Annotated in this window: 20 protein-coding genes and 1 pseudogene; 15 read left to right on the top strand and 6 right to left on the bottom strand. The window is 64.2% G+C overall.

The genetic code is table 11. The features are described from left to right. The first annotated feature begins 217 nt into the window (after positions 1-217). The 3 genes and pseudogenes from API01S_RS20300 (at position 218) to API01S_RS20290 (ending at position 2,042) form a co-directional block, all read left to right on the top strand. Positions 218-805, top strand: a complete 588-nt coding sequence (locus tag API01S_RS20300) for a TetR/AcrR family transcriptional regulator (protein WP_061306001.1) — start codon at positions 218-220, stop codon at positions 803-805. Between the two features lie 88 nt (positions 806-893). Further along, positions 894-1,402 (top strand): annotated as a pseudogene (locus tag API01S_RS20295) (hypothetical protein). A 67-nt stretch (positions 1,403-1,469) separates the two neighbouring features. After that, positions 1,470-2,042: a hypothetical protein gene (locus API01S_RS20290; RefSeq protein WP_061306000.1), complete on the top strand. Its 573-nt coding sequence runs from the start codon at positions 1,470-1,472 to the stop codon at positions 2,040-2,042. Between the two features lie 89 nt (positions 2,043-2,131). Here the strand turns inward: API01S_RS20290 and API01S_RS20285 are convergent, their stop codons facing one another. Then, on the bottom strand, positions 2,132-2,662 hold the full coding sequence (locus API01S_RS20285) for a GNAT family N-acetyltransferase (RefSeq protein WP_061305999.1): 531 nt from the start codon (positions 2,660-2,662) through the stop codon (positions 2,132-2,134). Positions 2,663-2,891: 229 nt separating this feature from the next. Here API01S_RS20285 and API01S_RS20280 point away from each other — a divergent pair, with 229 nt between their 5' ends. The 3 genes from API01S_RS20280 to API01S_RS20270 all read left to right on the top strand — a co-directional run bounded on the left by API01S_RS20280 (position 2,892) and on the right by API01S_RS20270 (position 5,113). Further along, positions 2,892-3,146 carry a hypothetical protein gene (locus API01S_RS20280; protein WP_006219206.1) on the top strand — a complete coding sequence of 85 codons (255 nt, stop codon included), beginning with the start codon at positions 2,892-2,894 and terminating at the stop codon, positions 3,144-3,146. A gap of 186 nt (positions 3,147-3,332) precedes the next feature. After that, positions 3,333-3,791, top strand: a complete 459-nt coding sequence (locus API01S_RS20275; RefSeq protein WP_061305998.1) for a DUF2231 domain-containing protein — start codon at positions 3,333-3,335, stop codon at positions 3,789-3,791. Next, a complete protein-coding gene (locus API01S_RS20270; RefSeq protein WP_061305997.1) occupies positions 3,788-5,113 on the top strand; it encodes a PQQ-dependent sugar dehydrogenase in 1,326 nt (441 codons plus the stop codon). Before API01S_RS20275 ends, API01S_RS20270 begins: the two co-directional genes overlap by 4 nt. 24 nt (positions 5,114-5,137) lie before the next feature. Here the strand turns inward: API01S_RS20270 and API01S_RS20265 are convergent, their stop codons facing one another. Continuing rightward, positions 5,138-5,566: a bleomycin resistance protein gene (locus API01S_RS20265; protein WP_061305996.1), complete on the bottom strand. Its 429-nt coding sequence runs from the start codon at positions 5,564-5,566 to the stop codon at positions 5,138-5,140. A 73-nt stretch (positions 5,567-5,639) separates the two neighbouring features. After that, positions 5,640-6,809 (bottom strand): hypothetical protein, encoded by a 1,170-nt coding sequence (locus tag API01S_RS20260; protein WP_156487144.1) that lies wholly within the window; start codon positions 6,807-6,809, stop codon positions 5,640-5,642. A gap of 428 nt (positions 6,810-7,237) precedes the next feature. Here API01S_RS20260 and API01S_RS20255 point away from each other — a divergent pair, with 428 nt between their 5' ends. The 4 genes from API01S_RS20255 to API01S_RS20240 all read left to right on the top strand — a co-directional run bounded on the left by API01S_RS20255 (position 7,238) and on the right by API01S_RS20240 (position 11,636). Then, the gene (locus API01S_RS20255) at positions 7,238-8,380 is read left to right on the top strand and encodes a muconate/chloromuconate family cycloisomerase (protein WP_061305994.1); all 1,143 of its coding nucleotides are present in this window, start codon (positions 7,238-7,240) and stop codon (positions 8,378-8,380) included. 96 nt (positions 8,381-8,476) lie between these two features. Next, positions 8,477-9,412: a catechol 1,2-dioxygenase gene (catA, locus tag API01S_RS20250; RefSeq protein ID WP_061305993.1), complete on the top strand. Its 936-nt coding sequence runs from the start codon at positions 8,477-8,479 to the stop codon at positions 9,410-9,412. 86 nt (positions 9,413-9,498) lie between these two features. Beyond that, on the top strand, positions 9,499-10,842 hold the full coding sequence (locus tag API01S_RS20245) for an MFS transporter (RefSeq protein ID WP_434647482.1): 1,344 nt from the start codon (positions 9,499-9,501) through the stop codon (positions 10,840-10,842). A 14-nt stretch (positions 10,843-10,856) separates the two neighbouring features. Continuing rightward, positions 10,857-11,636 (top strand): 1,6-dihydroxycyclohexa-2,4-diene-1-carboxylate dehydrogenase, encoded by a 780-nt coding sequence (locus API01S_RS20240; protein WP_006219214.1) that lies wholly within the window; start codon positions 10,857-10,859, stop codon positions 11,634-11,636. 67 nt (positions 11,637-11,703) lie between these two features. Here the strand turns inward: API01S_RS20240 and API01S_RS20235 are convergent, their stop codons facing one another. Further along, complete coding sequence (locus API01S_RS20235) at positions 11,704-12,633, bottom strand: LysR family transcriptional regulator (RefSeq protein WP_061305992.1); 930 nt, start codon at positions 12,631-12,633, stop codon at positions 11,704-11,706. A 107-nt stretch (positions 12,634-12,740) separates the two neighbouring features. On the opposite strand from API01S_RS20235, the gene API01S_RS20230 reads away from it, so the two are divergent. The 5 genes from API01S_RS20230 (at position 12,741) to API01S_RS20210 (ending at position 18,782) form a co-directional block, all read left to right on the top strand. Continuing rightward, on the top strand, positions 12,741-13,838 hold the full coding sequence (locus tag API01S_RS20230) for a mandelate racemase/muconate lactonizing enzyme family protein (RefSeq protein WP_061305991.1): 1,098 nt from the start codon (positions 12,741-12,743) through the stop codon (positions 13,836-13,838). Positions 13,839-13,908: 70 nt separating this feature from the next. Beyond that, positions 13,909-14,901 carry a Bug family tripartite tricarboxylate transporter substrate binding protein gene (locus tag API01S_RS20225; protein ID WP_061305990.1) on the top strand — a complete coding sequence of 331 codons (993 nt, stop codon included), beginning with the start codon at positions 13,909-13,911 and terminating at the stop codon, positions 14,899-14,901. 113 nt (positions 14,902-15,014) lie between these two features. Beyond that, entirely contained in the window at positions 15,015-17,063 is a 2,049-nt protein-coding gene (locus tag API01S_RS20220; RefSeq protein WP_156487143.1) for a hypothetical protein, read from the top strand. Then, on the top strand, positions 17,056-18,021 hold the full coding sequence (locus tag API01S_RS20215) for a hypothetical protein (RefSeq protein ID WP_050728952.1): 966 nt from the start codon (positions 17,056-17,058) through the stop codon (positions 18,019-18,021). Before API01S_RS20220 ends, API01S_RS20215 begins: the two co-directional genes overlap by 8 nt. Next, on the top strand, positions 18,021-18,782 hold the full coding sequence (locus tag API01S_RS20210) for a peptidoglycan-binding domain-containing protein (protein ID WP_254598574.1): 762 nt from the start codon (positions 18,021-18,023) through the stop codon (positions 18,780-18,782). Before API01S_RS20215 ends, API01S_RS20210 begins: the two co-directional genes overlap by 1 nt. Before the next feature lie 12 nt (positions 18,783-18,794). Here the strand turns inward: API01S_RS20210 and API01S_RS20205 are convergent, their stop codons facing one another. Both API01S_RS20205 and API01S_RS20200 read right to left on the bottom strand, forming a co-directional pair. After that, on the bottom strand, positions 18,795-19,178 hold the full coding sequence (locus API01S_RS20205; RefSeq protein ID WP_061305987.1) for a VOC family protein: 384 nt from the start codon (positions 19,176-19,178) through the stop codon (positions 18,795-18,797). Positions 19,179-19,276: 98 nt separating this feature from the next. Continuing rightward, on the bottom strand, positions 19,277-20,899 hold the full coding sequence (locus API01S_RS20200; protein WP_061305985.1) for a sensor domain-containing protein: 1,623 nt from the start codon (positions 20,897-20,899) through the stop codon (positions 19,277-19,279). Positions 20,900-20,960 lie beyond the last annotated feature (61 nt).

Below are 20,960 nucleotides of genomic sequence, written 5' to 3'. Positions count from 1 at the left end.
GCAGAGCGCCGCAACGGCACTGTAGCCTAAGCCGCGCGGGCAAGGGCCGGCGCATCGGACAAGCGGAGCATCATCTTCGGAATCCACGCAGCCCCTGCGCGCGATGTTGACAATCAACCGACCAACTAGTAGATTGGTTTCCACGCGAAGCCTCGTCCACGCCCCGACGCGCGGGCCGGGCAAGCCTCGCACCCTGAACACCCCACGTTGGATTTCCATGAGTTTGGACCTTTCACCCAGAGCGCTTGAGATCGTCGAACACACCCGCTTGCTGCTTGCGGCCGGGGGATATCACGGGTTCAGCTACGCCGATGTGTCCGAACGGGTTCATATCGGCAAGCCCAGCATCCATCATCATTTCCCCACCAAGGAAGACCTGGTTCTGGCCGTGGTCGCCTTGCATCGTCAACAGGCGCGCGCCGGCCTTGCCGCGCTGGACCAGCACGTTGAAGACCCGAAAGCGCGCTTGATGGCCTACGCGGATTACTGGGCCAAGTGCATACGCGAAGGCACGATGCCCATGTGCATATGCGCGATGCTGGCTGCCGAAGCGCCCATGATTCCGCCAGCGATTGCGAACGACGTGCGCGCCTATTTCGGCGAGCTTGCTGCCTGGATCGCCTCGGTGCTTGAAAGCGGTGTGGCCAAGGGGCAGTTCCGTCTGCGCGACAAGGTCGAGGCCGAGGCGCAAGCCTTCATGTCGATGGTGCACGGCGCAATGCTGACCGCGCGCGCATTCGGCGATCCAAAGGTGTTTGCATCGATTTCACACGCAGCCATCAAACAATTGACTGAGTCGGCCTGACCGCCGCCGCGCGCTCGATCAATAGCGCGCTTTTTTTTGACCGTATAGCCGACCAACTAGTCGGTTGTTTATTCAGGAGTTCGTATCCATGCCACATCCGATTTCCGCCTTGGGGGCAGCGCATACCCTCATCAGTCTCATTCCCGCCGCCGTGGGCCTGTACAGCCTTGCGCGCTATCGGGGATAGATCCCGCCACCCGCGTCGGCAAACTCTATGTGGGCGGGCTGCTGATCGCGGTGCTGACCTCGTTCGGCTTGTCCAGCCATGGCGGCTTCAATGCCGGGCATGCGTTGGGCATCCTGGCGTTGCTGGCCGTGTCGGTCGCTCTGCTTGCGCCGCGCATGGCGTGGCTGCCCCGCGCGCATCCCTATGTCACCCAACTGGGATTTTCATTCAGCTTTTTCCTGATGTGGGTGCCGGGAATTGCCGAGACGCTGACGCGCCTGCCGGTCTCGCATCCGCTTGCCGATGGACCGCAATCGCCATTGGTGCGCGGTGTGCTGGCCGCGTGGCTTGCGGTTTTCGTGTTGGGGTCGACGGCGCAGTTTCTATGGTTGCGCGCCAAGCGCCGCAACCTGAACACGTCGGCCTGGTGATCGCCACGGCTTCCGCCCCATTCATTGCCGTGCACGCTGATTCGGCATTGCTGCACAAGGAACCGTCATGAATGCTCGCGCAGTCGGCCCGATTGGCCACGCCCGTATCGATGATGTTCAGGACCCTTACCGCACCGAGCGCTTGCGGGCTCAGGCACGCGCGACGCGGGTGGCTCCCGCGTCGTTCGCGCGCATGCACGCTGCGCTGCGACCGGCCGAGGCTGACGCGACCCGGCATGTGGAACGGCCTGGAAGCGGCGTCGCACCCCTGGACACGCTGAGGGACCAGTACACGGCACATTGTTTGAGGAACGCCATCCGGGCGTATCACGATCAGCAGGCGCGGTTGGACGCGGATGGCGTGGCGGCAAGCCAGGCGGTGCGGCGCGAGCGCACCGCGCAGCAGGCGCGCGCCGATGCCGCCAACGATCTGGGCACGATTCAGGGCTTGCTGCCCTTGCAGGCTTATCGTTCGGCGGCCGGAATCGCGGCGATCCTGCCGCCGCCTTCCGCCCCGGCAACAGGCGCCGCGCCTTGGTCGGTAGGCCCCGTCACCGAGGCCGCAAAAGTGCGCGGCAGCACCGACGATGCGTTTGGCGCAGACGCGAGGTTCGCGAAGCGATCAAAGCCGGGCAGGTGAGGGCGGGAGTCAGGTGCCTGATCGACTAACCGTCGATTGCGTGCGCGGCACGCTCGTACTGACTCACCATGTGGATCCCCCAATCCCAGCTATGGAATCAGGGAATAAATCTCCGCCGCGACCGGCCCGCCATGCAACTGCAATCGATTCCGCGCGGTGCATTCGTACTGCGCACCGACCCTGCGCGCGACTGCCTGGCTGGCCGTATTGCCCGTGGCGATCACGATCTCGACCCGTTGCATGCCCAAGGTATCGAAGGCGTAGGGCGCCAGCGCCTGCACCGTGCGCAGCGCCACCTGGCGACGTTGGGCGGACTGCCTGACCCAATAGCCAAGATTGCAGAACAGGTTTTGGTGGTTGATCGCATTCAGGCCCGCACCGCCCAGCAGCAATCCTGAGTCTTCCGAGAACACGCCGAATTCGTAGCCAGACTGGGCATGGCGGCTGTTGCGGCATTGCTGGAACCAGTCAAGCGCGTTCGCCGCAGAGAACTCGGCCGTGCACCACGGCATCCATCGACCGACGGTATCGACTGATTCTCGCGCCGCGCTGGCGAATTCGTCGGCGTCGCTATCCTGGAATGCGCGGAACACCAGGCCTTCGTAAGCAAATGGCTGCATGGGTGTGATGGGGGCGAGGGAAGCGGGAAATGATAGCAAAGGGCGCGGGCCATCGTTGGCACTGGCCGCTGCGCGGGATCGGCAATGCGAGTAAGGTATTGGGCAGTCAGCCGATGACAATGCACCTACCGAACCCAGCAACGAACCCAACAACCCATCTCCAACTACGCTACCCGGCCTCGATAGCCCGGCGCTTTGGCCCGTGCCGCCAGCAGGAACCTTGATCATCATGAAGATTTTTCGTCTAGCACTGCGGCCTGTTCTTGCCGTGGTCGCGTGCGCGTCGATTGCCGCGTGCGCAAATACATCTCCTCCGCGTTCGACCGACATGGACTATCGCAGCCGCTCGTCGACGTCGACCTCCACGACGCAGGGCGCGCAGGGCTCGTCCGACCAGCGCCTGACCATTCAGTCCGGCGAAGGCGAAAAGCTGAATCTGCCCTGGTTCATCCAGGACACGCAGGACTGGATCAACAGCAACTAAGCACGATCCTGCTGCGGTGATACGCCCGGGCAGACTCCCCGGAGCGCCTTGGAGCTGCCCGCGCGGCACGCGCATTGAACAAAGCCCGATTCGATATCGGGCTTTGTTGTTTTGCGGCGGGCACGGCAATTGCTGCGCACGGACGAGTCTTCCCGCGCGCATCCGCAATTCACAAGGCGATCCACCGTGACCCAACTCATCGAACATCGGTATGCCCTGACCGTGCATCCAGTGCCAGCGGTATTCCTGGCCGGGATGCTGCCCTGGTTCCTAGGCGCAGCCCTGGCCGACGCGGCCTATGCGCAGTCTTTTCACATCCAGTGGAATAATTTCGCGTCCTGGCTGCTGATCGGCGGCCTGGTGTTTGGAGGGGTCGCGTTGTTCTTCGCGTTTATCGATCTCTTCAGGCCGACCCAGCGCGCGCGCGGAATCGTTCCGTATTTCCTCATCGTGCTGGCGACGTGGGTCGTCGGCATTTTCGATGCGCTCATCCATGCCCGGGACGCCTGGGCCAGCATGCCCATCGGCCTGATTCTGTCGGTGGCCGTCGTGTTGCTGGCCTTCGTGGCCGTCTGGTTAGGTTTTCGCACGCCGCGTGTCCGGGTGGCCAGAGTCAGGGTCGCCACGATCAGGGAGGCTCAATGACAGCCGCTAAATCGCTTGCCGCCATTGCGCTGGCTGCCGTGGGTGGCGTCGCGTTGGCACAATCGGGCGCCACTCAAGTCGGCCCCACGCCGGATCTGCCCAAGCCGCAACAGGGGCTGCTGCCCGATATGGTCATCGCCAAACCCAGCGAGTGGGGCGACAAGACGCCGACCGTGCCCGACGGCTACACGATCACCGCCATCGCCAAGGACTTGAAGATCCCGCGTCAGACGCTGGTACTGCCCAATGGTGACATCCTGGTTGCCGAGGGCAGGGGCGGCAACGCGCCGAAGCTCAAACCCAAGGACGTGATCGCCGGCATCATCAAGGCCAAGGGCACCAGCCCGGTCAAGGGCGGCGACCGCCTGACGTTGCTGCGCGATCCCGATGGCGACGGCAAATACGAAGCCTCGACATTCGCGGAAAACCTGAATGCGCCTTACGGTCTGGCCTTGGTTGGCAACACGCTTTATGTTGCCAACCAGGACGCCGTCGTGCAGTTCGATTACCAGCCGGGGCAGACCAAGGCGAGCGGCCCGCCCAAGACCGTCTTGCCTCTGCCATCGGAAATCAATCACCACTGGACCAAGTCCCTGGCCGCCAGCGACGATGGCCAATACCTGTTCGTGGGTATCGGTTCGAACAGCAACATCACGGAACGCGGCATGGACGTGGAAGTCGACCGCGCTCGCGTCTGGCGGATCAATACCCGTACCGGCGAACACAAGGCTTACGCGACCGGCTTGCGCAACCCCACCGCGCTGACCATCCAGCCCGACACGGGGCAGCTCTGGGCGGTGGTGAACGAACGCGATGAGATCGGCCCCGACCTGGTTCCCGACTATCTCACCGCCGTTCAGGAAGGCGCGTTCTACGGCTGGCCGTACAGCTACTGGGGGCAGAACGTCGATGATCGCGTGCGGCCGCAGGATCCGGAAAAAGTCGCGTCCGCGATCAAGCCGGATTACGCGCTGGGTTCGCACGTGGCGGCGCTTGGCGTCGATTTTTCGTCCGAGGCCATGGGCCCGAAGTTCGCCAACGGCGCGTTCGTGGGCGAACACGGCAGTTGGAATCGTGAAGATCCGGTTGGCTACAAGGTGGTCTTCGTGCCGTTTCGAGACGGACGCCCGGCCGGGCCGCCCGTCGATTTTGTCGCGGGCTTTCGCGATAGCGATGGCACGACGCGCGGCCGGCCGGTGGGTGTGACCGTTGATCCCAGGGGCGCGCTGATCGTGGCCGATGATCTGTCCAATACGATCTGGCGCATCACGCCCGCCTCGTCCGCCAAGGCGGCGCAGCCCGTGGCAAAGGCGCCGCAGTAAGGCAGCGGGGCGACGCCCCGCGCGTCAGGCGGGGCGGTCGCCCGTCCAGGCGGAAAAGCGCAACAGATAGCCGTCCGGGTCTTGCACCAGGAATTGCCGGACGCCGATCTCGATGTCGCCGCTGCGATACCAGCGTTGCTGCATCGTGCGGTACATCGGCCACGCGGCATCCTGCAGACGTTCGTACAACGCGTCGACGGACTTCGCCTTGATCTCGAAATTCACGCCACGGCCCAAGGGCGCTTCCAGCGGCGCGGTGATCCAGCCGTCGTCGCCACGGATCTCTTCCAGCATGAACTGCGCGCCTTCGCGGTCGAGAAAGACAAAGCCTTCCTCTTCACGCTGATAGACGATTTCGAACCCGCATAGGTCGATCCAGAATTTCCGGCTGCGCGCCAGGTCCCGGACCATCAGTTCCGGAACCAGGCGTGCCCGGTACGATTTGTCTTCCATCGTGTCTCCTTATCGGGCGCTGTCGTTGCGCCTTTTTTCGTTGTTGCCCGTACCAGGCCGGGGCCGCGCGCGTTCAACCCGGCGCGCGCGGCGTGATCAGCCTGATTTCATCGATCTGGCTGGCGTAGCTGGCGCCTTGCAGCACCAGCGCGGTCTGCGGATTGCCGTTGCGACGGTCCAGCCATTGCGACGAGGTGCCAGGCATCTTCTTGCGGAAGCGGATCTCGTAGTCGGCCGCGGCGTTGTCATAGGGCAGGCGCACGTCGATCCAGCTTTCGCCCAGCAGGCGATTGACCGTGCGGCGGCTGTCGCCGATCTTCAGGCCGACGATGCTGCCCGTGAACGGCGCGCGCACGACGATGGCGTTGACCCTGCCGACAGGGTTGAACATCAGCTCGATGCCACGGTCGGCCAGCTCAAGTTTCGTGTTGCCCGACTGGCCCACCGGCACCGGCGTGCTGCTGGTCTTGAACGCGGCCTGCACGTCAGCCAGCGTGTCGCCCAGCCACACGCCCAAGCCGGTCGTGGTCAGCGCGTCGTCGCCCGCGCCAGCCGGCTTGTCGCCAAAGCGCTTGGCGTAGGCGGCCGTCTGCGCGGCCAGGTTGGCGCGGTCACGCAGCACGTCGTCGGCCAGCCAGCGGGTCATGAAGTCCCGCATCTGCGCGCTTTCGCAATCGAACCGGTCGGCGGCGTTGCGTGCGGCCAAGGTCTGCGCTTTGGAAACGTAGGTACGGTCTTGCTCGGTCAGCAATACGGGGACGGCGTCCAGCACGAATCGCTTGCCGGGGTTGTTGCACTTTTCCGCGTACAGGTTGTAGAGCGTGGCGTTGGCGTGGATGCGGGCGAGCGACGTCGCGATGTCATCGCGCAGCAGCACCTGGCTGACGGTGGCTGCGCGTTGTTCGGCGCGTGCCAGCGATTCCTTGTCTAACTCGCTTGCCAGCGACTGCGCGCGCGGTTCGCTCGGACCGAACAGGCGCGCCTGCAACTGTTCAATCGACTGGCCCACGTTGAAGTAGTAGAGCCCGGCGGATTGCCCGATCTGGAACACACACAGCAACACGGCCGCGACGCACAGCACGGTGCGCGCCCACCAGCGCGGCGGCTCGCCATAGGAACCGTCCTTCTTCAGCATCTTCGCCGCCATGACCAGGCCAGCAATGGCCAGGATCAGGCCCAGGATGTTGAAGCTGGAATCCTGCACCAGTTTGCCGTTCACCAAGGTCTGCTGCGTGGAGCCCATGAATAGCCAGAAAGGCAACAACCCCAAAAGCATGGCCGCAAGCGGGCGCCGCAGTCGATGCCACAGGCTAGGTGTGTTCTGACTCATATCGCAGGGTCTCTCTATCTTGGTTTCGAGGACCCGCATTATTAACTGGATCCGCATCAGGGGTTTTGCGGCTGCCGGCAAGATTGGGCGGCTTTGCATATCTGGAAGGTATGAGATACCGCGCCGTCGAGCTTCGCCCGAGGCCTCAAATTCTGCTGTTTTGGCTTGCTCGTAAACCCGAATGCCAGCGGTACGGAGCCCTGGGGTGCCAGGCCTGTAGCAGAGGGGATTTGTCAATTTATATCGGTGAAGTATTAATACGGACACCCAAAGTATTGGACGCAAAAATGTCATCGGCCCTATAAATCCTCATCCCGACCCTCAATCTATCCGTGCCCAATATGCCCGCAGCAATTATCGAACGCATCGAAACTTCCCTCGTTGATCTTCCGACCATACGGCCGCACAAGCTGTCCGTCGCCACCATGCACGGCCAGACGCTGATGCTGGTCAGGGTGTTTTGCAGCGATGGCGTCGTGGGCATCGGTGAGGGCACCACCATCGCCGGCATGGCGTATGGACCGGAAAGCCCCGAGGCGATGAAGCTGGCCATCGACGCCTACTTCGCGCCCGCCATGATCGGCCAGGACGCAACCCGTATCCAGGCCCTGATGGCGCATCTGGGCAAGCTCGTCAAACTGAACCACTTCGCCAAGAGCGCGCTGGAAACGGCCTTGCTGGACGCGCAGGGCAAGCGCCTGGGCGTGCCCGTCAGCGAACTGTTGGGCGGCCGCCGCCGCGACCGGCTGCCGGTTGCGTGGACGCTGGCCTCGGGCGACACCGCGCGCGACATTGCCGAAGCCGAACAGATGCTGGCCACGCGGCGCCACCGCATCTTCAAGCTGAAGATCGGCGCGCGGGATCCTCGCGCCGACATCCAGCACGTGGCCGATATCAAAAGCGCGCTGGGCGACCGGGCCGAGGTACGGGTGGACGTCAACATGGCCTGGAGCGAGGCGCAGGCCTCCTGGGCCGTTCCCTCGCTGGCGGATGCCGGGTGCGAACTGGTCGAGCAGCCCGTGGCCAGCGCGGCTGCCCTGGCGCGTTTGATGCGGCGCTTTCCCGTCGCCCTGATGGCCGACGAAGTGCTGCAAGGCCCCGAGAGCGCCTTTGCCATCGCAAGCGAGCACGGCGCGGACGTATTCGCCATCAAGATCGAGCAGAACGGCGGCCTCTTCGCCGCCCAGCGCGTCGCCGCGATTGCCGATGCAGCCGGCATTGAGCTGTACGGCGGCACGATGCTGGAAGGCGCTGTCAGCACCATCGCGGCCGCGCACCTGTTCACTACCTTCGCGCAGTTGCAGTGGGGCACGGAACTGTTCGGCCCCTTGCTCATCACGGAAGAAATCCTGACGCAGCCGCTGGACTACAGCGACTTCGGACTGACGGTGCCCGTCGGCCCGGGCCTGGGTATCGAGTTGGACGAAGCCCGCGTCAAGCGCTTTACGCGCGACGGGCTGATCAAGGTGACTGACAAACGTTGACTGACAAACGTTGACTGAAAAGCGTTGACTGAAAAACGGCATTGATCGCGGACACGCTAGCCGCATACAGCAATAAACCAAACGGAGACGACAACCATGAGCCTCAACATATTCAACAGCAAGGAAGTCCAGGACCTGCTGACGGCCGCCAGCAACGTGCAAGGCGGCGAGGGCGCCACGCGCGTCAAGCAGATCGTGCATCGCCTGTTGAGCGATCTGTTCAGGGCAATCGACGATCTGGACATCACGCCCGATGAAGTGTGGGCCGGCGTGAACTACCTGAACAAGCTGGGCCGCGACGGCGAAGCCGCGTTGCTGGCGGCCGGGCTGGGCCTGGAGAAGTACCTGGACATCCGCATGGACGAAGCGGACAAGCGCGCCGGCCTGGACGGCGGCACGCCCCGCACCATCGAGGGCCCGCTGTATGTGGCCGGCGCGCCGCAGCGCGACGGCATGTCGCGCATCGACATCGACCCGGATGCGGATGCCGGCCCGCTGGTGATACGGGGCGTGGTCACCGACACCCACGGCGCGCCGCTGGCCAACGCCGTGGTGGAATGCTGGCACGCCAACTCCAAGGGCTTCTATTCGCATTTCGATCCCACCGGCGCGCAGACCGATTTCAACTTGCGCGGCGCGGTCAAGACGGGCCCGAACGGCGAATACGAATTCCGCACGCTGATGCCGGTGGGCTACGGCTGTCCGCCGCAAGGCGCAACCCAGCAACTGCTGGACGCCATGGGCCGACACGGTAATCGACCTGCGCACGTGCACTTTTTCGTCAGCGCCGACCAGCATCGCAAGCTGACCACGCAATTCAATATCGAAGGCGACCCGCTTATCTGGGATGACTTCGCCTATGCCACGCGCGAGGGCCTGATCCCCCCGGTGGTCGACAAGACCGGCGGCGACAAGCTGGGCCTGAAAGCCGATTCCTACAAGGAAATCGAATTCAACTTTGCACTGACCCACCTTGTGCAAGGTAAAGACAATCAGCTCGTCAACCGCCTGCGCGCCAGCGCCGAGGCGTAAAAGCCCATGGCCTCGCGCCGCGCTGCGCGAGGCCGTTCTGACCACATACCAATAACGCATCAAGCGAAATCACGAGGGGACTCTCAATGTCAGCAACGCTTTCCATACCCAGTCTGATCGATAAGCATCGGATGAGCGCCTTCCAGTGGCGCGTCCTGATCCTGTGTTTTCTGATTGCCTTGTTCGATGGCTTCGATACGCAGGCCATGGCTTTCACCGGCCCGGCCATCCTGGTTGCCTTCAAGCTCCAGTCGGGCGAACTGGCGCCCATCCTCACGGCGGGCATCGTCGGCATGACCGTGGGCGCCATGCTGCTGGGTCTGGTGGGTGACCGCATCGGCCGGCGGCCCGCCGCGCTGATGGGCGTGGCCGTGTTCGGCCTGGCCACGCTGATGACGGCGGGCGCCACCGAAACCTGGCAGATCCTGGCGCTGCGCTTCATTGCCGGCCTGGGCATGGGCGGCTGCACGCCCATCGTGCTGGCGCTGGCGTCCGAGTACGCCCCGGCCCGCTTGCGCGGCATGGTCATCACCGGCGTGCTGCTGGGCTTGCCGGCCGGCGCGATGCTGGGCGGCCTGCTGGCCGCGCGCATGCTGCCCGTGATCGGATGGGAAGGCATCTTCATCGTGGGCGGCGTTGCGCCCTTGTTGTTGTTGGTGGCGCTGTTCGCACTGCTGCCCGAGTCCCTGCAATTCAAGGCCATGCGTGGAGATGCCGCGGGCCAGGGCTACGTGGCGCGCATACTTGGCAAGATCTCGGGCCAGCCGCTGATGGCCGGCACGCGCTTCACCGTGCCGGAAGACGCGACGATCCGCGCCAGCGTCAAAGCCTTGTTCGCCAAAGGCTACGCGCGCAAGACCATTGCGATCTGGTCGATCTACCTGCTCAACTGGGTCGCCTGGTTCATGCTGCTCTCGTGGTTGCCCACCGTGCTCAAGGCCGCGGGGCTGCCCGCCGACCAGGCGCCCATGGGCACCTTCACCGTGAACCTCGTGTTCATCGTCTGCGCCATCCCGTTGTCCTATCTGATGCCGCGCGTGCCGACGCGTTCGCTGCTGATGGCGATGTTCGCGTTGGGGATCGCCGTGTCCTTGGGCCTGGGTTACGCGGGCACGGACTGGACGCTGGTGTTCATCTTGATCGGCGCGGCGGGCCTGGGCATCGGTGGCCAGCAGCTGGCGTTGAATTATCTGGTGGTGGGCGCCTATCCGACGGCCTTGCGCGCCACGGCGACGGGCTGGTCCATCGGCGTCGGCCGCGCCGGCGCCATCATCGGGTCGGCCATCGGTGGAAGCTTCCTGGGCTGGTTCGGCCCGTCGGGATTCTTCATGGCGCTTGCCGTCCCGCTGGCCGGCGCATTGCTGGCCGTGCTGGTCGTTGACACCCCGTCGTCGCGCCCCGCGCCTGGCGACCTGTCGCGCGCACATTGAAGGCAAGCCATCTCATGAATCGCTTCGACAATCACATTGCCTTGGTCACCGGGGCTGCGCAAGGCGTCGGGCGCGCCACCGCCAGGCGGCTTGCGGCCGAGGGCGCAAGCGTGGTCCTGGTGGACCGGGCCGCCGACCTGGGCGCGGCCGTGGCGCGGGAGATCCGCGAGGAAGGCGGCTGCGCGTCCTTCATCAGCGCCGATCTGGAAACGCATGAGGGCGCGCGCTCCATGGTCGAGTACACGCTGGACACCCATGGCCGCATCGACGTGTCGGTCCACAACGTGGGCGGCACGATCTGGATGAAACCGTTCTGGGAATACACGCCCGACGAGATGCAGCGCGAGGTGAACCGCTCGCTCTGGCCCACGCTCTGGTCCTGCCGTGAAGTCATCCCGGTGATGCGCCGGCAAGGACGCGGCGCGATCGTCAACGTGGGGTCCAACGCTACGCGCGGCATCTATCGCGTGCCGTATTCCGCGTCCAAGGGCGGCGTGCACGCGGCCACCGTGTGCATGGCGCTGGAACTGGCCGAGAGCGGGGTGCGCGTCAATTGCGTGTCGCCCGGCGCGCTGGACAACGGCGTGCGCGCCATCCCGCGCAACACCGAGCCCGCCTCGGAACAGGATCAGGTCTGGCAACGCGAGATGTACACCGACTGCCTGGCGACCACGCCCATGCACCGCATGGGCAGCATGGACGAAGTGGCCGCCGCCATCTGCTTCATGGCCGCGCCCGAGGCGTCGTACATCACCGGGCAAGTGATGTACGTAGCGGGCGGACATCAGGGGTAGGGGACTGCACGGGCGGAGCCAGTCATCCACCGGCTGACTCCGATTGCCCGGAAAGGGGCGGCGCGTTTTATCCGCGTTGCTCGGTCCCGGCGCTCTCTGTCGGCGACAGCCACGTGCGCGCCTCGTCCGCCAATCCCTCCTGAAGCAAGCGCGCCGGCGCGCTCATGGCGCGGTCGCGCGACCACACCACCGCCAGCACCGGGTCCTCCAATGAAATCAGAGGGCGCGTGGCCAAACCCAGGCGTTCCGCGTAATGCGCGCCCAGGCTTTCAACGATGGCCACGCCCAGCCCTTGCGCCGCCAGCGCGCAGGCGGTCGATGATTGCGCCACCTCGATGATGGGGCGATAGGGCAGTCCTCGCGCCTCCAGCGCCTGGCGCGTCGCGCGGCCAGCGGGCAGGGCGGGCGCCAGCACGATCGGACCGGCGGCGGCAGCCTCTTCCAGCGTTAACGATTCGCGCTGCGCCCAAGGGTGATCTTTCCGCATGACCGCGTGCAGCCCCAAGGGGGCGAGCCGCAGGCTGCCGACGCGGTCGATGTCTGGCGGCGAACCGATGATGATGCCCAGGTCGATGCGATGATCGACCGCCATTTCAATGATCTCCAACGCTGTGCCCGCCCGGACGGTCACCGCCACGGCAGGGTGCGCCTGCCGCATGCGCGCCATGGCCGGGGGCAGCAGGCTGGACGCCGCGATTGCGACGGCGGCCACGTCCAGCCGAGCCAGCGCGCCTTGCCGGATGTCGACGGCCAGCCTGTCGACGGCTTCGATACCGGCCAGCGCGTTCAACACTTCGGGGATCAGCGCGCGCCCCTGGCTGGTGAGATGCAGCCGCCGATTCTCGCGGCTGAACAGCGCAAACCCCAGGCGGATCTCCATGTCGCGCAGCAGTGCGCTGGCGGCGGGCTGCGTCATGTTGACCGAGGCGGCCGCGGCGGTGACGGTGTCATGCCGGTACATGGCGCGCAGCAGCAGGAGTTCACGGCGATTAAACATATGAATTTCATATGGAAATAGTCAATTCATCTATTTGACCATATGAAGATGGGCCGGCCAGAATAGCCCCATCGCTTCCTGTCTCTCTCCGCTATCGCCCCTGCATCATGCCCGCCAACACCATCGTCTCTGTCACCTGCATCCCCCTGCGCCTGCCGTTCCATCACTGGAGTCCGTCGCCGCTGTTCGCCGGCCGGCCACGCGACAAGCTGGACAGCGCGCTCGTGCGCGTACAGACGCAGGACGGCGCGGTGGCCTGGGGCGAATCGTATTGCGTGGAGCCCCGCGCCCTGACCGCCATTTTCGAGACCCTGATCGCGCCGTTGGCCTGTGGCCGCGACGCGGATGACGACACCTTGCTGCCCGGCATGCAGCGCACGCTGCACAACCTGGGGCGCTCCGGTCCCGTGGTGCATGCGCTTGCCGGCCTGGACATCGCGTTGTGGGATCTGCGGGCCAAGCGCGCCGGCGTGCCCTTGCACCAGTTGCTGGGCGGCAAGCGCCGCGACCGCGTGCGTGTGTATGCGTCGCTGCTTCAGTACTACGGCAACGCCGAACGTCTGGACGCCGTCACGACGCGGGCACTGAACGAGGGCTATACAGAGATCAAGCTGCACGAACGCACCGCCGACGCGCTGGCGGCCGTGCGCCGCAGCACGGGCCCCGGCGTGCCGATCATGGTGGACACGAATTGCGCCTGGCTGCCCGATGAGGCCGAGGCCGCCATCGATGCGATGCGTCCGCATGATCCGTTCTGGATCGAAGAGCCGCTCTGGCCGCCCGAGGACGACCGCGCGGTGGCTCGCCTGAAACGCGCTTGCGGCATTGCGTTGGCCGTGGGCGAGAACGCCAGCAGCGTCACCGACCTGGAACGCGTGGTGGACAACGAGGCCGCGCAGTACGTGCAGCCCAGCGTCATCAAGCTGGGCCTGACCGGCGCGTGGCGCGTCGCACAAAAATGCGCGGGATCGTCCGTCATCTGCGCGCCGCAGGTAGCGTTCTTCGGGCCGGGCTTCCTGGCCAGCCTGCACCTGATTGCCGCGCAGCAGGCAGAGGTATCGCTGGAACGCCTGTACGTCGAACTCGCCCGCGTGCCCTACGGGTGCAGCGTGCCCATCGCTAATGGTTGGGTACATGTGCCGGACGCGCCCGGCCTGGGCGCGGATCCGGAAGCGGAAATGGCCGCAGGCCGCTACAGCGCCTGACCGCAACGCAACGCGAGCCCTGAAGAGGCCCCCAAGAGGCCGCCTGAAAAATAAACCTGGAGACTAAGACATGCATGCATCGCGCAGAGCGTTCCTGATCAACGGCACGGCCATGGCAGTGGGCGCGTCCCTTTTGCCGTGGACATTTTCGGCACGTGCCGCGCAGTATCCCGACAAGCCCGTGCGACTGTACATCCCGTACCCACCGGGCGCGGCCACCGACACGCTGGGCCGCATGGCGGGTCAGGTGTACGCCGAGGCGCTGGGGCAACCCTTTGTCGTCGAGAACCGGGGCGGGGGCGGCACCACGATCGGCACGCGCGCGCTGGCGGTGTCCGCGCCGGACGGCTACACGATCGGCATGGTGGACTCCGCGTTCACGATCAATCCCGCCTTGCTCGGCGAGCGCCAGCCCTACGACGCCATCAAGGACTTCGCGCCGATCTCGTTGATGGCGACCGCGCCGTTCGTCATGGTCGTGCATCCCTCCGTCAAGGCCACGGACCTCGCCTCGTTCGTGGCGCTGGCCAAGGCATCGCCCGGCACGCTGTCGTTCGGGTCGGCCGGCGTGGGCAGCGGGCCGCATCTGGCTGGCGAACAACTGCGCCAGCAGGCTGGCGTGGACGTGCTGCACGTACCGTATCGGGGCGGCGGCACCGTCATCACCGACCTGCTGGGCGGCCAGGTGCAGTTCGCCTTCGCCACCGTGCCGACCCTGCTGGAACACATCAAGGGCGGACGCCTGAGAGCCCTGGCAGTCACCAGCGCCCAGCGCGTCAGCCAGCTTCCCGACGTGCCCACGTTCGCGCAGGCCGGCTTGCCGGGCGTGGACATCTCGCCGCTGTTCGGTCTGGTCGCGCCCGCTGGCGTACCGCAACCCATCATCGAGCGCCTGTCCACGACGCTGGCCGACTCCGTGCACAACGGCGCGCTGCGCGACAAGCTGGCGGGGCTGGGCTTTCAACCCGTAGGCAGCACGCCAGCGGAATTCGCGCAGCGCATCCGCGACGATGTCGCCAAGTGGACGAACGTGATCCAGCGCGGCGGGATCAAGGCGGAGTAGGGGGCGCGGCCGCCAGACGAGTCCGGGCGCCGATCGATCGGCGCCATACTCAATTTGGGGCATGCGGTTGCGGCTGACCGGGCGTAAAAAGTCTGTTCGCCCGGGAGGCCGCTATGCGCAGGCGTATCACGCTTCGGTATGGAATCGCCCTGTCCATCTGCCTGGGCATGGCCTCGAGTCCGCTCTGCGCGGCGGGCGTTGGCGCCCGCCCGGGCCTGGATCTGGTGTTGATGGTCGACCTGGAGAAGTTCGCGGCGGACGACCTCGCGCCGTTCCGACAATCCTTGTTGGCACAAGCGGCGAAATCCGACGCAACCAATCTTGTCACGCTGCTGCCGGGCGAGACGCTCAATCAATTGGTTGCGCGCGTTTACGGGTATGGCGATCAGGCGGGCGGATCGGCATTCCGTGGGATCCAGGCTGACCTGGTCGGTTCCATCATCGACATCAACAACGTCGAGCCCGCCAAGCTGCGCGAGGGCCAGACACTTAAAGTCCCTCAGTTTGTACGCCGGCCCATGACCGAGGGGAGCTGGGTGTCGAAAGCGCAGGTGCTCAATGCCAGCAAGGCGGCTACGGCCAACGTTCTGGACGGGTCTATTGCCGGCATGACTTGGTCGTACACCGTGGCGCCCACTTCGCAACTTCAGGACGCCGTGTTGTGGACGCGGGAACTCGCCATTTCCGACAAGTCGGCGATATGGAACACTACCCAGCGAGACGCGGGGACCACCTTGTTGCGGGTGGATGCCGACCGGTTGGATGGCTTAGGCGGTCTGCCCGGGTTACGAGCGAAGGTGCACGACGGCACTTTCTCCCTGCTTCCCAACCCGGATATTTACATCGTCAATTTTGGTCAGGCGGCCGCCGCTTCCGAGCAGCCGGGCGCGTCCGTCGCGGCTGATGAAGAGCAGGCCGGCGCATATCATCTGACGCCCGCGCAAGTGCAGAAAGTCAGGCAATGGGGCCCCGCCAAGCTGTATCTGCTTGACGTGTTTTCAGACACGGGCGGCTGTCGGCACGGCGACCTGGTATATGACAAAGCGGTCCAGACGCTGAACTCGCTGGGGCTGGGCAGCGAAGCGGGTCGAATCCAAAAGCAGTCGATCGATTTCTACGCGGACAGATCAAAAAATACGCAGTACATCAAGGACTGGATTCAGCGATCATTCCGAGGGAGTGCGCTGCGGAATTACAACCTTCAGTTCGACCTTCTGACGCAATCACCCGCGCCCATCGGCCTTGCGCCCGACACCATCGAGATCCCGGGCCTGTTCCTCCAGGCGTTGTACGGTACCTTGGCGGCGGATTCCGCCACCTTGGGCGTGTCGGGCTCGTTCTTCACGGTGACGCCGGACGGCGCATTTCCCAAAGACATCATTCTTCATGGCCGCGCGAATCTGATCAACGCGGTGCTCAATGACACCAGCGCGATCGAATCGCCAACGCAGTATGCGCAGGAGCCGCTCAGTTCGTTCAACTTGTACCGAGATTTGCTCGGCACCGTGTTGGTCGGTTATTTCGATGCGGCGGGTACGCCACGCGGCATGTATTCCACAACTGGAACCGGCGTTACGACAATTGACGAGGGGGTCGTCGTCGGCACGCAGGGCGCTTGCAAAGGAGTCACCGGGTCAGGAGCGAGCTATGCCACGCCGGTGGTGGCGATCAAACTTCTGGTCGGAAGAATGCTCTGGACGCCCAAGTCCGAGGTCTCCGACGCCATGGCGGCAAGGAATCGGCTGCTCAGTAGCGCGCTAGTCAGGAAAGCCTACCTGGGCAAGTACTGGTCGGGCGGCGCGGCCTCGCCGGCAAGGCTGTACGCGTCGCGCGATGGCCCTTACGCGCTCTTGCCCGATGGTCGGATCGTGGACGCAGCGAAGATGAGCGGGCACCTTACCGTCACCGCCGAAATTCCTTTGGCCTCGGGTTCGAAGCTCGTGGACTACGTCTTCGATACCGACCCCGACGACCCGTCTCCAGCGTTCACATCTTTGTTTATCAACGACGATTCCGTCTTCATGCTGGAAAGGCAGGCCGCGCTTGCGCCCGTCTGGCGGGAACGCAAAGTCAAGAGCATCTGCCTCTGCACGGACGACAGGAAGGCGTTGTCGCTATCAGAGGCCGCGGCCCTTATCAAGGAGGTACACAAAAATGAATGACAGCGCCTTTCACGGATTCCGTTTCTGTGCCTTGACCTGGCTGGCACTGACGCTTACGGCGTGTACGAATGTACCCAACGCCGACTACGCGAGCGCGCTCAAGAAGAGCCTGGGAGACGATGTCAAGGACTACCAGGTCTTGAGCTATCCCACGAACGCGTTCGGCGTGGGCACCGTGTTCAATCCCCAGCAGCTTGGGCAGCCCGTCTCCAATGGCGATCAGCTTTGCGGAACCTGGAAATGCCTGGGCGCGCCTGGCGAAGTGATGCCCCCCGATCCCGTGGCGGCGCTGAACGTGATCGTGCGGGGCACCAATTACGCCGAGTTGGGTGAGGGCGGATCGGTAAAGCTGGACACCAATTCCGCGAGTGATTACGCGGTCAAGGTCGCGCTGCCGAAGATCTATCAATTGCTCAACCTTGGAGGCTCGGTGGACTATGGATCGGTGACGAAGGTTGAGCTTGAGTTTGGCAAGGCCACCAAGCGGTATCTGAGCAAACCGGACTTCATCGCCTATCTCAACGATGCCGGCTCCAGCACCCCGACCAAGAGATCGCTACAGAACGCGTTCGCGCAAGGCGCGCTGGTGGTGGTCGTAGCCGATGTCCTCATCGACTCGATGAAGGCGACCGTCACAACGTCCAAGGATGTGGCGTCACAGCTGGACGCAAAACTCGGGGCGCTGGCGTCTCCGGTGCTATCCGACGCGCAAGCCGGCTTCCGGGTCACGAAAAAAGATAGCGCCACCTATGTGATCGAATCCTTGCAACCCGTCGTGGCTTTGCGCCTGCTCCGGGCGCAACCGGCGGCCGGACTGCTCGGCACGGAGATCACGTGGAATGACTGGGCGATGGTGACAGGGCCGACCGATCCGCCGCCTGTAAATTCGGCTGATCGCACGACCTCTGTCGACACCAACCGCGTTGCCCGCATCGCACCCGAACCCCGGAGACAATGATGAGCGACTACGGCAGCAGGCCCTTATCGATTGGCATGCAGGGCGCCGACGTCGAAGAATTGCAATTGCGGCTGGCGGGGTTTCGCGGAACGCTTCTGGACGGCGAGTTCGGGCCCGGCACCACCTTGCAGGTGTCCAAATTCCAAGCCGATTTCATGGGCAAGAGCTCGCCCAGCGGTGTTGCGGACACCGCGACCTTCGAAGCCATCGATGCATTCGCCGACAATTTTTCCGTCGACTTTTCACAGTTGCAGTGTCGATGGGGCGAATGCGAGGGATTCGGGCGGGGCAAATTCAAGGGCAAGTACCTGGGCAACCAAAAGACCGAGGCCTTCCACCTGTATGAGTACCCCGGCATTCATCGCATGCTGCTATGGGCAGTGCGCGCGGCCCGCTTCTACATGCCGGAACATCGCTTCAGTTTCAGCTCCGGCTATCGATGTTCGGCCGACAACCAACAGCACCATCGAAACACCACCAATCACTGCGGCAAGGCGGTCGATCTGGATATCGCCCTGCGCGCCGGCGAAACCAAGCAGGACGACGCCATGAAATGCCACGCCATCCGAGGCAGGCTCGTGGAACTGTCCAATGCTCAGGTGGGATGGGCGGCCAAGAATCGCAAGTCCCTGGAACCCGATGATGTCGCTCCGACCTGGGTCCACTACGACGTGCGATCCTACGAACCCAGATACCTTGAGGACCGCTACTTTTGTCGCGATCTGGCCGGGCTGAACGCGCGCGCTCCGATCCTGTTCTGAGCCGGCGCGCCTTCAACCGCCCCGAAACACCGCCTCCATATTGTTGCCGTCGGGGTCCAGCACAAACGCGGCGTAGTACCCAGGCGGGTAGCCCTGCGCCGGGTCGCGCAGGCCGGGCGCGCCGTTGTCGCGTCCGCCCGCCTTCATGGCGGCCGCGTGGAAGGCGTTGACCTCGGCGCGGTTCTTTGCTGCAAAGGCGGTGTGTTGGCGCACGCTATGCGGATGGAACTTATCGATCCAGAAAACCGGATAGTCGACGCCATAACCCACGGCATCGGATCCGTCTTCGCTGGGTAACTGCATGACGCGGCGCAGGCCCAGCGCGCCCAGCACCGGATCGTAGAACGCTGCTGCGCGCGCCACGTCGGCAACGCCGATACCCGTATGGTCAATCATGGGAACCTCCCTGGAGAACGCAAGAGTGCGTACTGATCAACTGGCCGGCATTCGCGATCGTATCCGCTGCCCGCAAGTGGCCGGTTCACGCGGCGTCATCACGCACGCCGCAGAAATTCTTCGAAAGCCTGCGCACCGAGCGGACGGCTGACCAGATAGCCCTGGATGGAGTCGCATCCGGCGTCTTTCAAGATATCGGCTTCGTGCTGGCTCTCGACCCCTTCGGCAATGGTCTTCATGCCTAGCGAGCGAGCCAGGCTGACGATGCCTCGAATGACTGCCACGGCCTTCTCGCAAGCCAATAACTCGCGAACAAAGGACCTGTCGATCTTGAGGGTGTCGATAGGAAGTCGAACCAGATAGCTGAGACTGGAATAGCCTGCACCGAAGTCGTCCAGCGATGTGGCGATTCCGGCTTGCTGGAGCGCCGCAAGCACCGACGTTGCCCGGTCGATGTCGTTCACCAGACAGTCTTCGGTGATTTCAACATCAAGGCTGGCAGGGGAAATGCCATGCCGGCGCGTGATATCGAGAATCTTGTCCGTCAGCCCCGCATCCAGAAGTTGCCGCGCGGACAGGTTCAGGCTGATCCTTGGCACATGCATTCCCATCTGTCGCCACGCGGCGATATGCCGGCAAACAGCGTCGAGCAACCAATCGACAAGAACCCCCTCATACGGGGAGTCAAGCAACATGGCCAGGAAGGTGTTTGGCGTCAGCAGGCCCCGTTCGGGATGGCGCCAACGCAGCAGCGCCTCGGCCCCGATCACGGAGGCGTCCGCCAGCGCCAGCTGGGGCTGAAAATGAAGCTCGAACTGGTTTGCGGAAAATGCTGCGCGAAGATCAGAGCGCAAGGCGACGCGGTCGCGGACGCCACGGTCCAGGACGGCGTCATAGGTGCGCACTTGCAGACCGCCGGCCGCCTTTGCCGCGTACATGGCCGCGTCGGCATGACTCAGCAAGGTCTCGGCTGATTCGTTGGCGTCTCTGAGCAGCGCGATACCGATGCTTGCGGACAGTGAGATCGATCGACCACAAGCTTCGAACGGCACCGCCAGCGCGTCTAGCACCGACCGCGCGCATGCCTCTGCCGCTGCCTTGGTGGTGTTGCGCAACAACAGAACGAACTCATCGCCGCCCACGCGCGCGACGAAGCAGGCAGGGTTGAGAATTACATGCAGCCGCGACGAAAAATCGCGCAACAGCGCGTCGCCGATGGCGTGGCCGAAGGCGTCGTTGACTTCCTTGAGATGATCCAGGTCGATGAAGAGCACCGCGACGGGCGTGCCATCCGAGGTGTCCGCCAAGGCTGCGTCGGCAACGGCCTTCGACAGCTCTTCCATGCACCTGCGGCGGTTCGCCAAGCCGGTCAGATAATCGTGACTGGCTTCGAATTCCAACTGCGCGGCATGCTCGTGTTCGCGTGTGACGTCGCGAAAAAGCACCGTGATTCCTTCTTCGTGCCGGAACGAGCGGGCTTCAAACCAGGTACGCAGCGGCGCGTAGTAGCCGGTGTGGCTGCCGGGCAGTCCGGTGGCCGCCGTCTGCCGATAGGTCGTGTAATAGCCGGAATCGACAAGATCCGGGTAGCACTGCCAGATCTCGCGTCCGAGCAGATTCTTGCGCTCCTGCCGCAGATATCTTTCGGCCGTTTCGTTCAGATAGGTGAAGCGCCAGGATTTGTCTATCGACATGAATCCATCGCTCAGGCTGTCGAGCATTTCCGACAGGTGAGCCGGCGCTGGCTGCCGGAGGTCGGCGTCGGTCGGAGGAGGGCTAGGG

The organism is Achromobacter piechaudii NBRC 102461 (assembly GCF_001571245.1).
Taxonomy (GTDB): domain Bacteria; phylum Pseudomonadota; class Gammaproteobacteria; order Burkholderiales; family Burkholderiaceae_B; genus Achromobacter; species Achromobacter piechaudii.
Note: the sequence above shows the minus strand (reverse complement) of the source record. Positions and strands in the feature narration are given on the sequence as shown.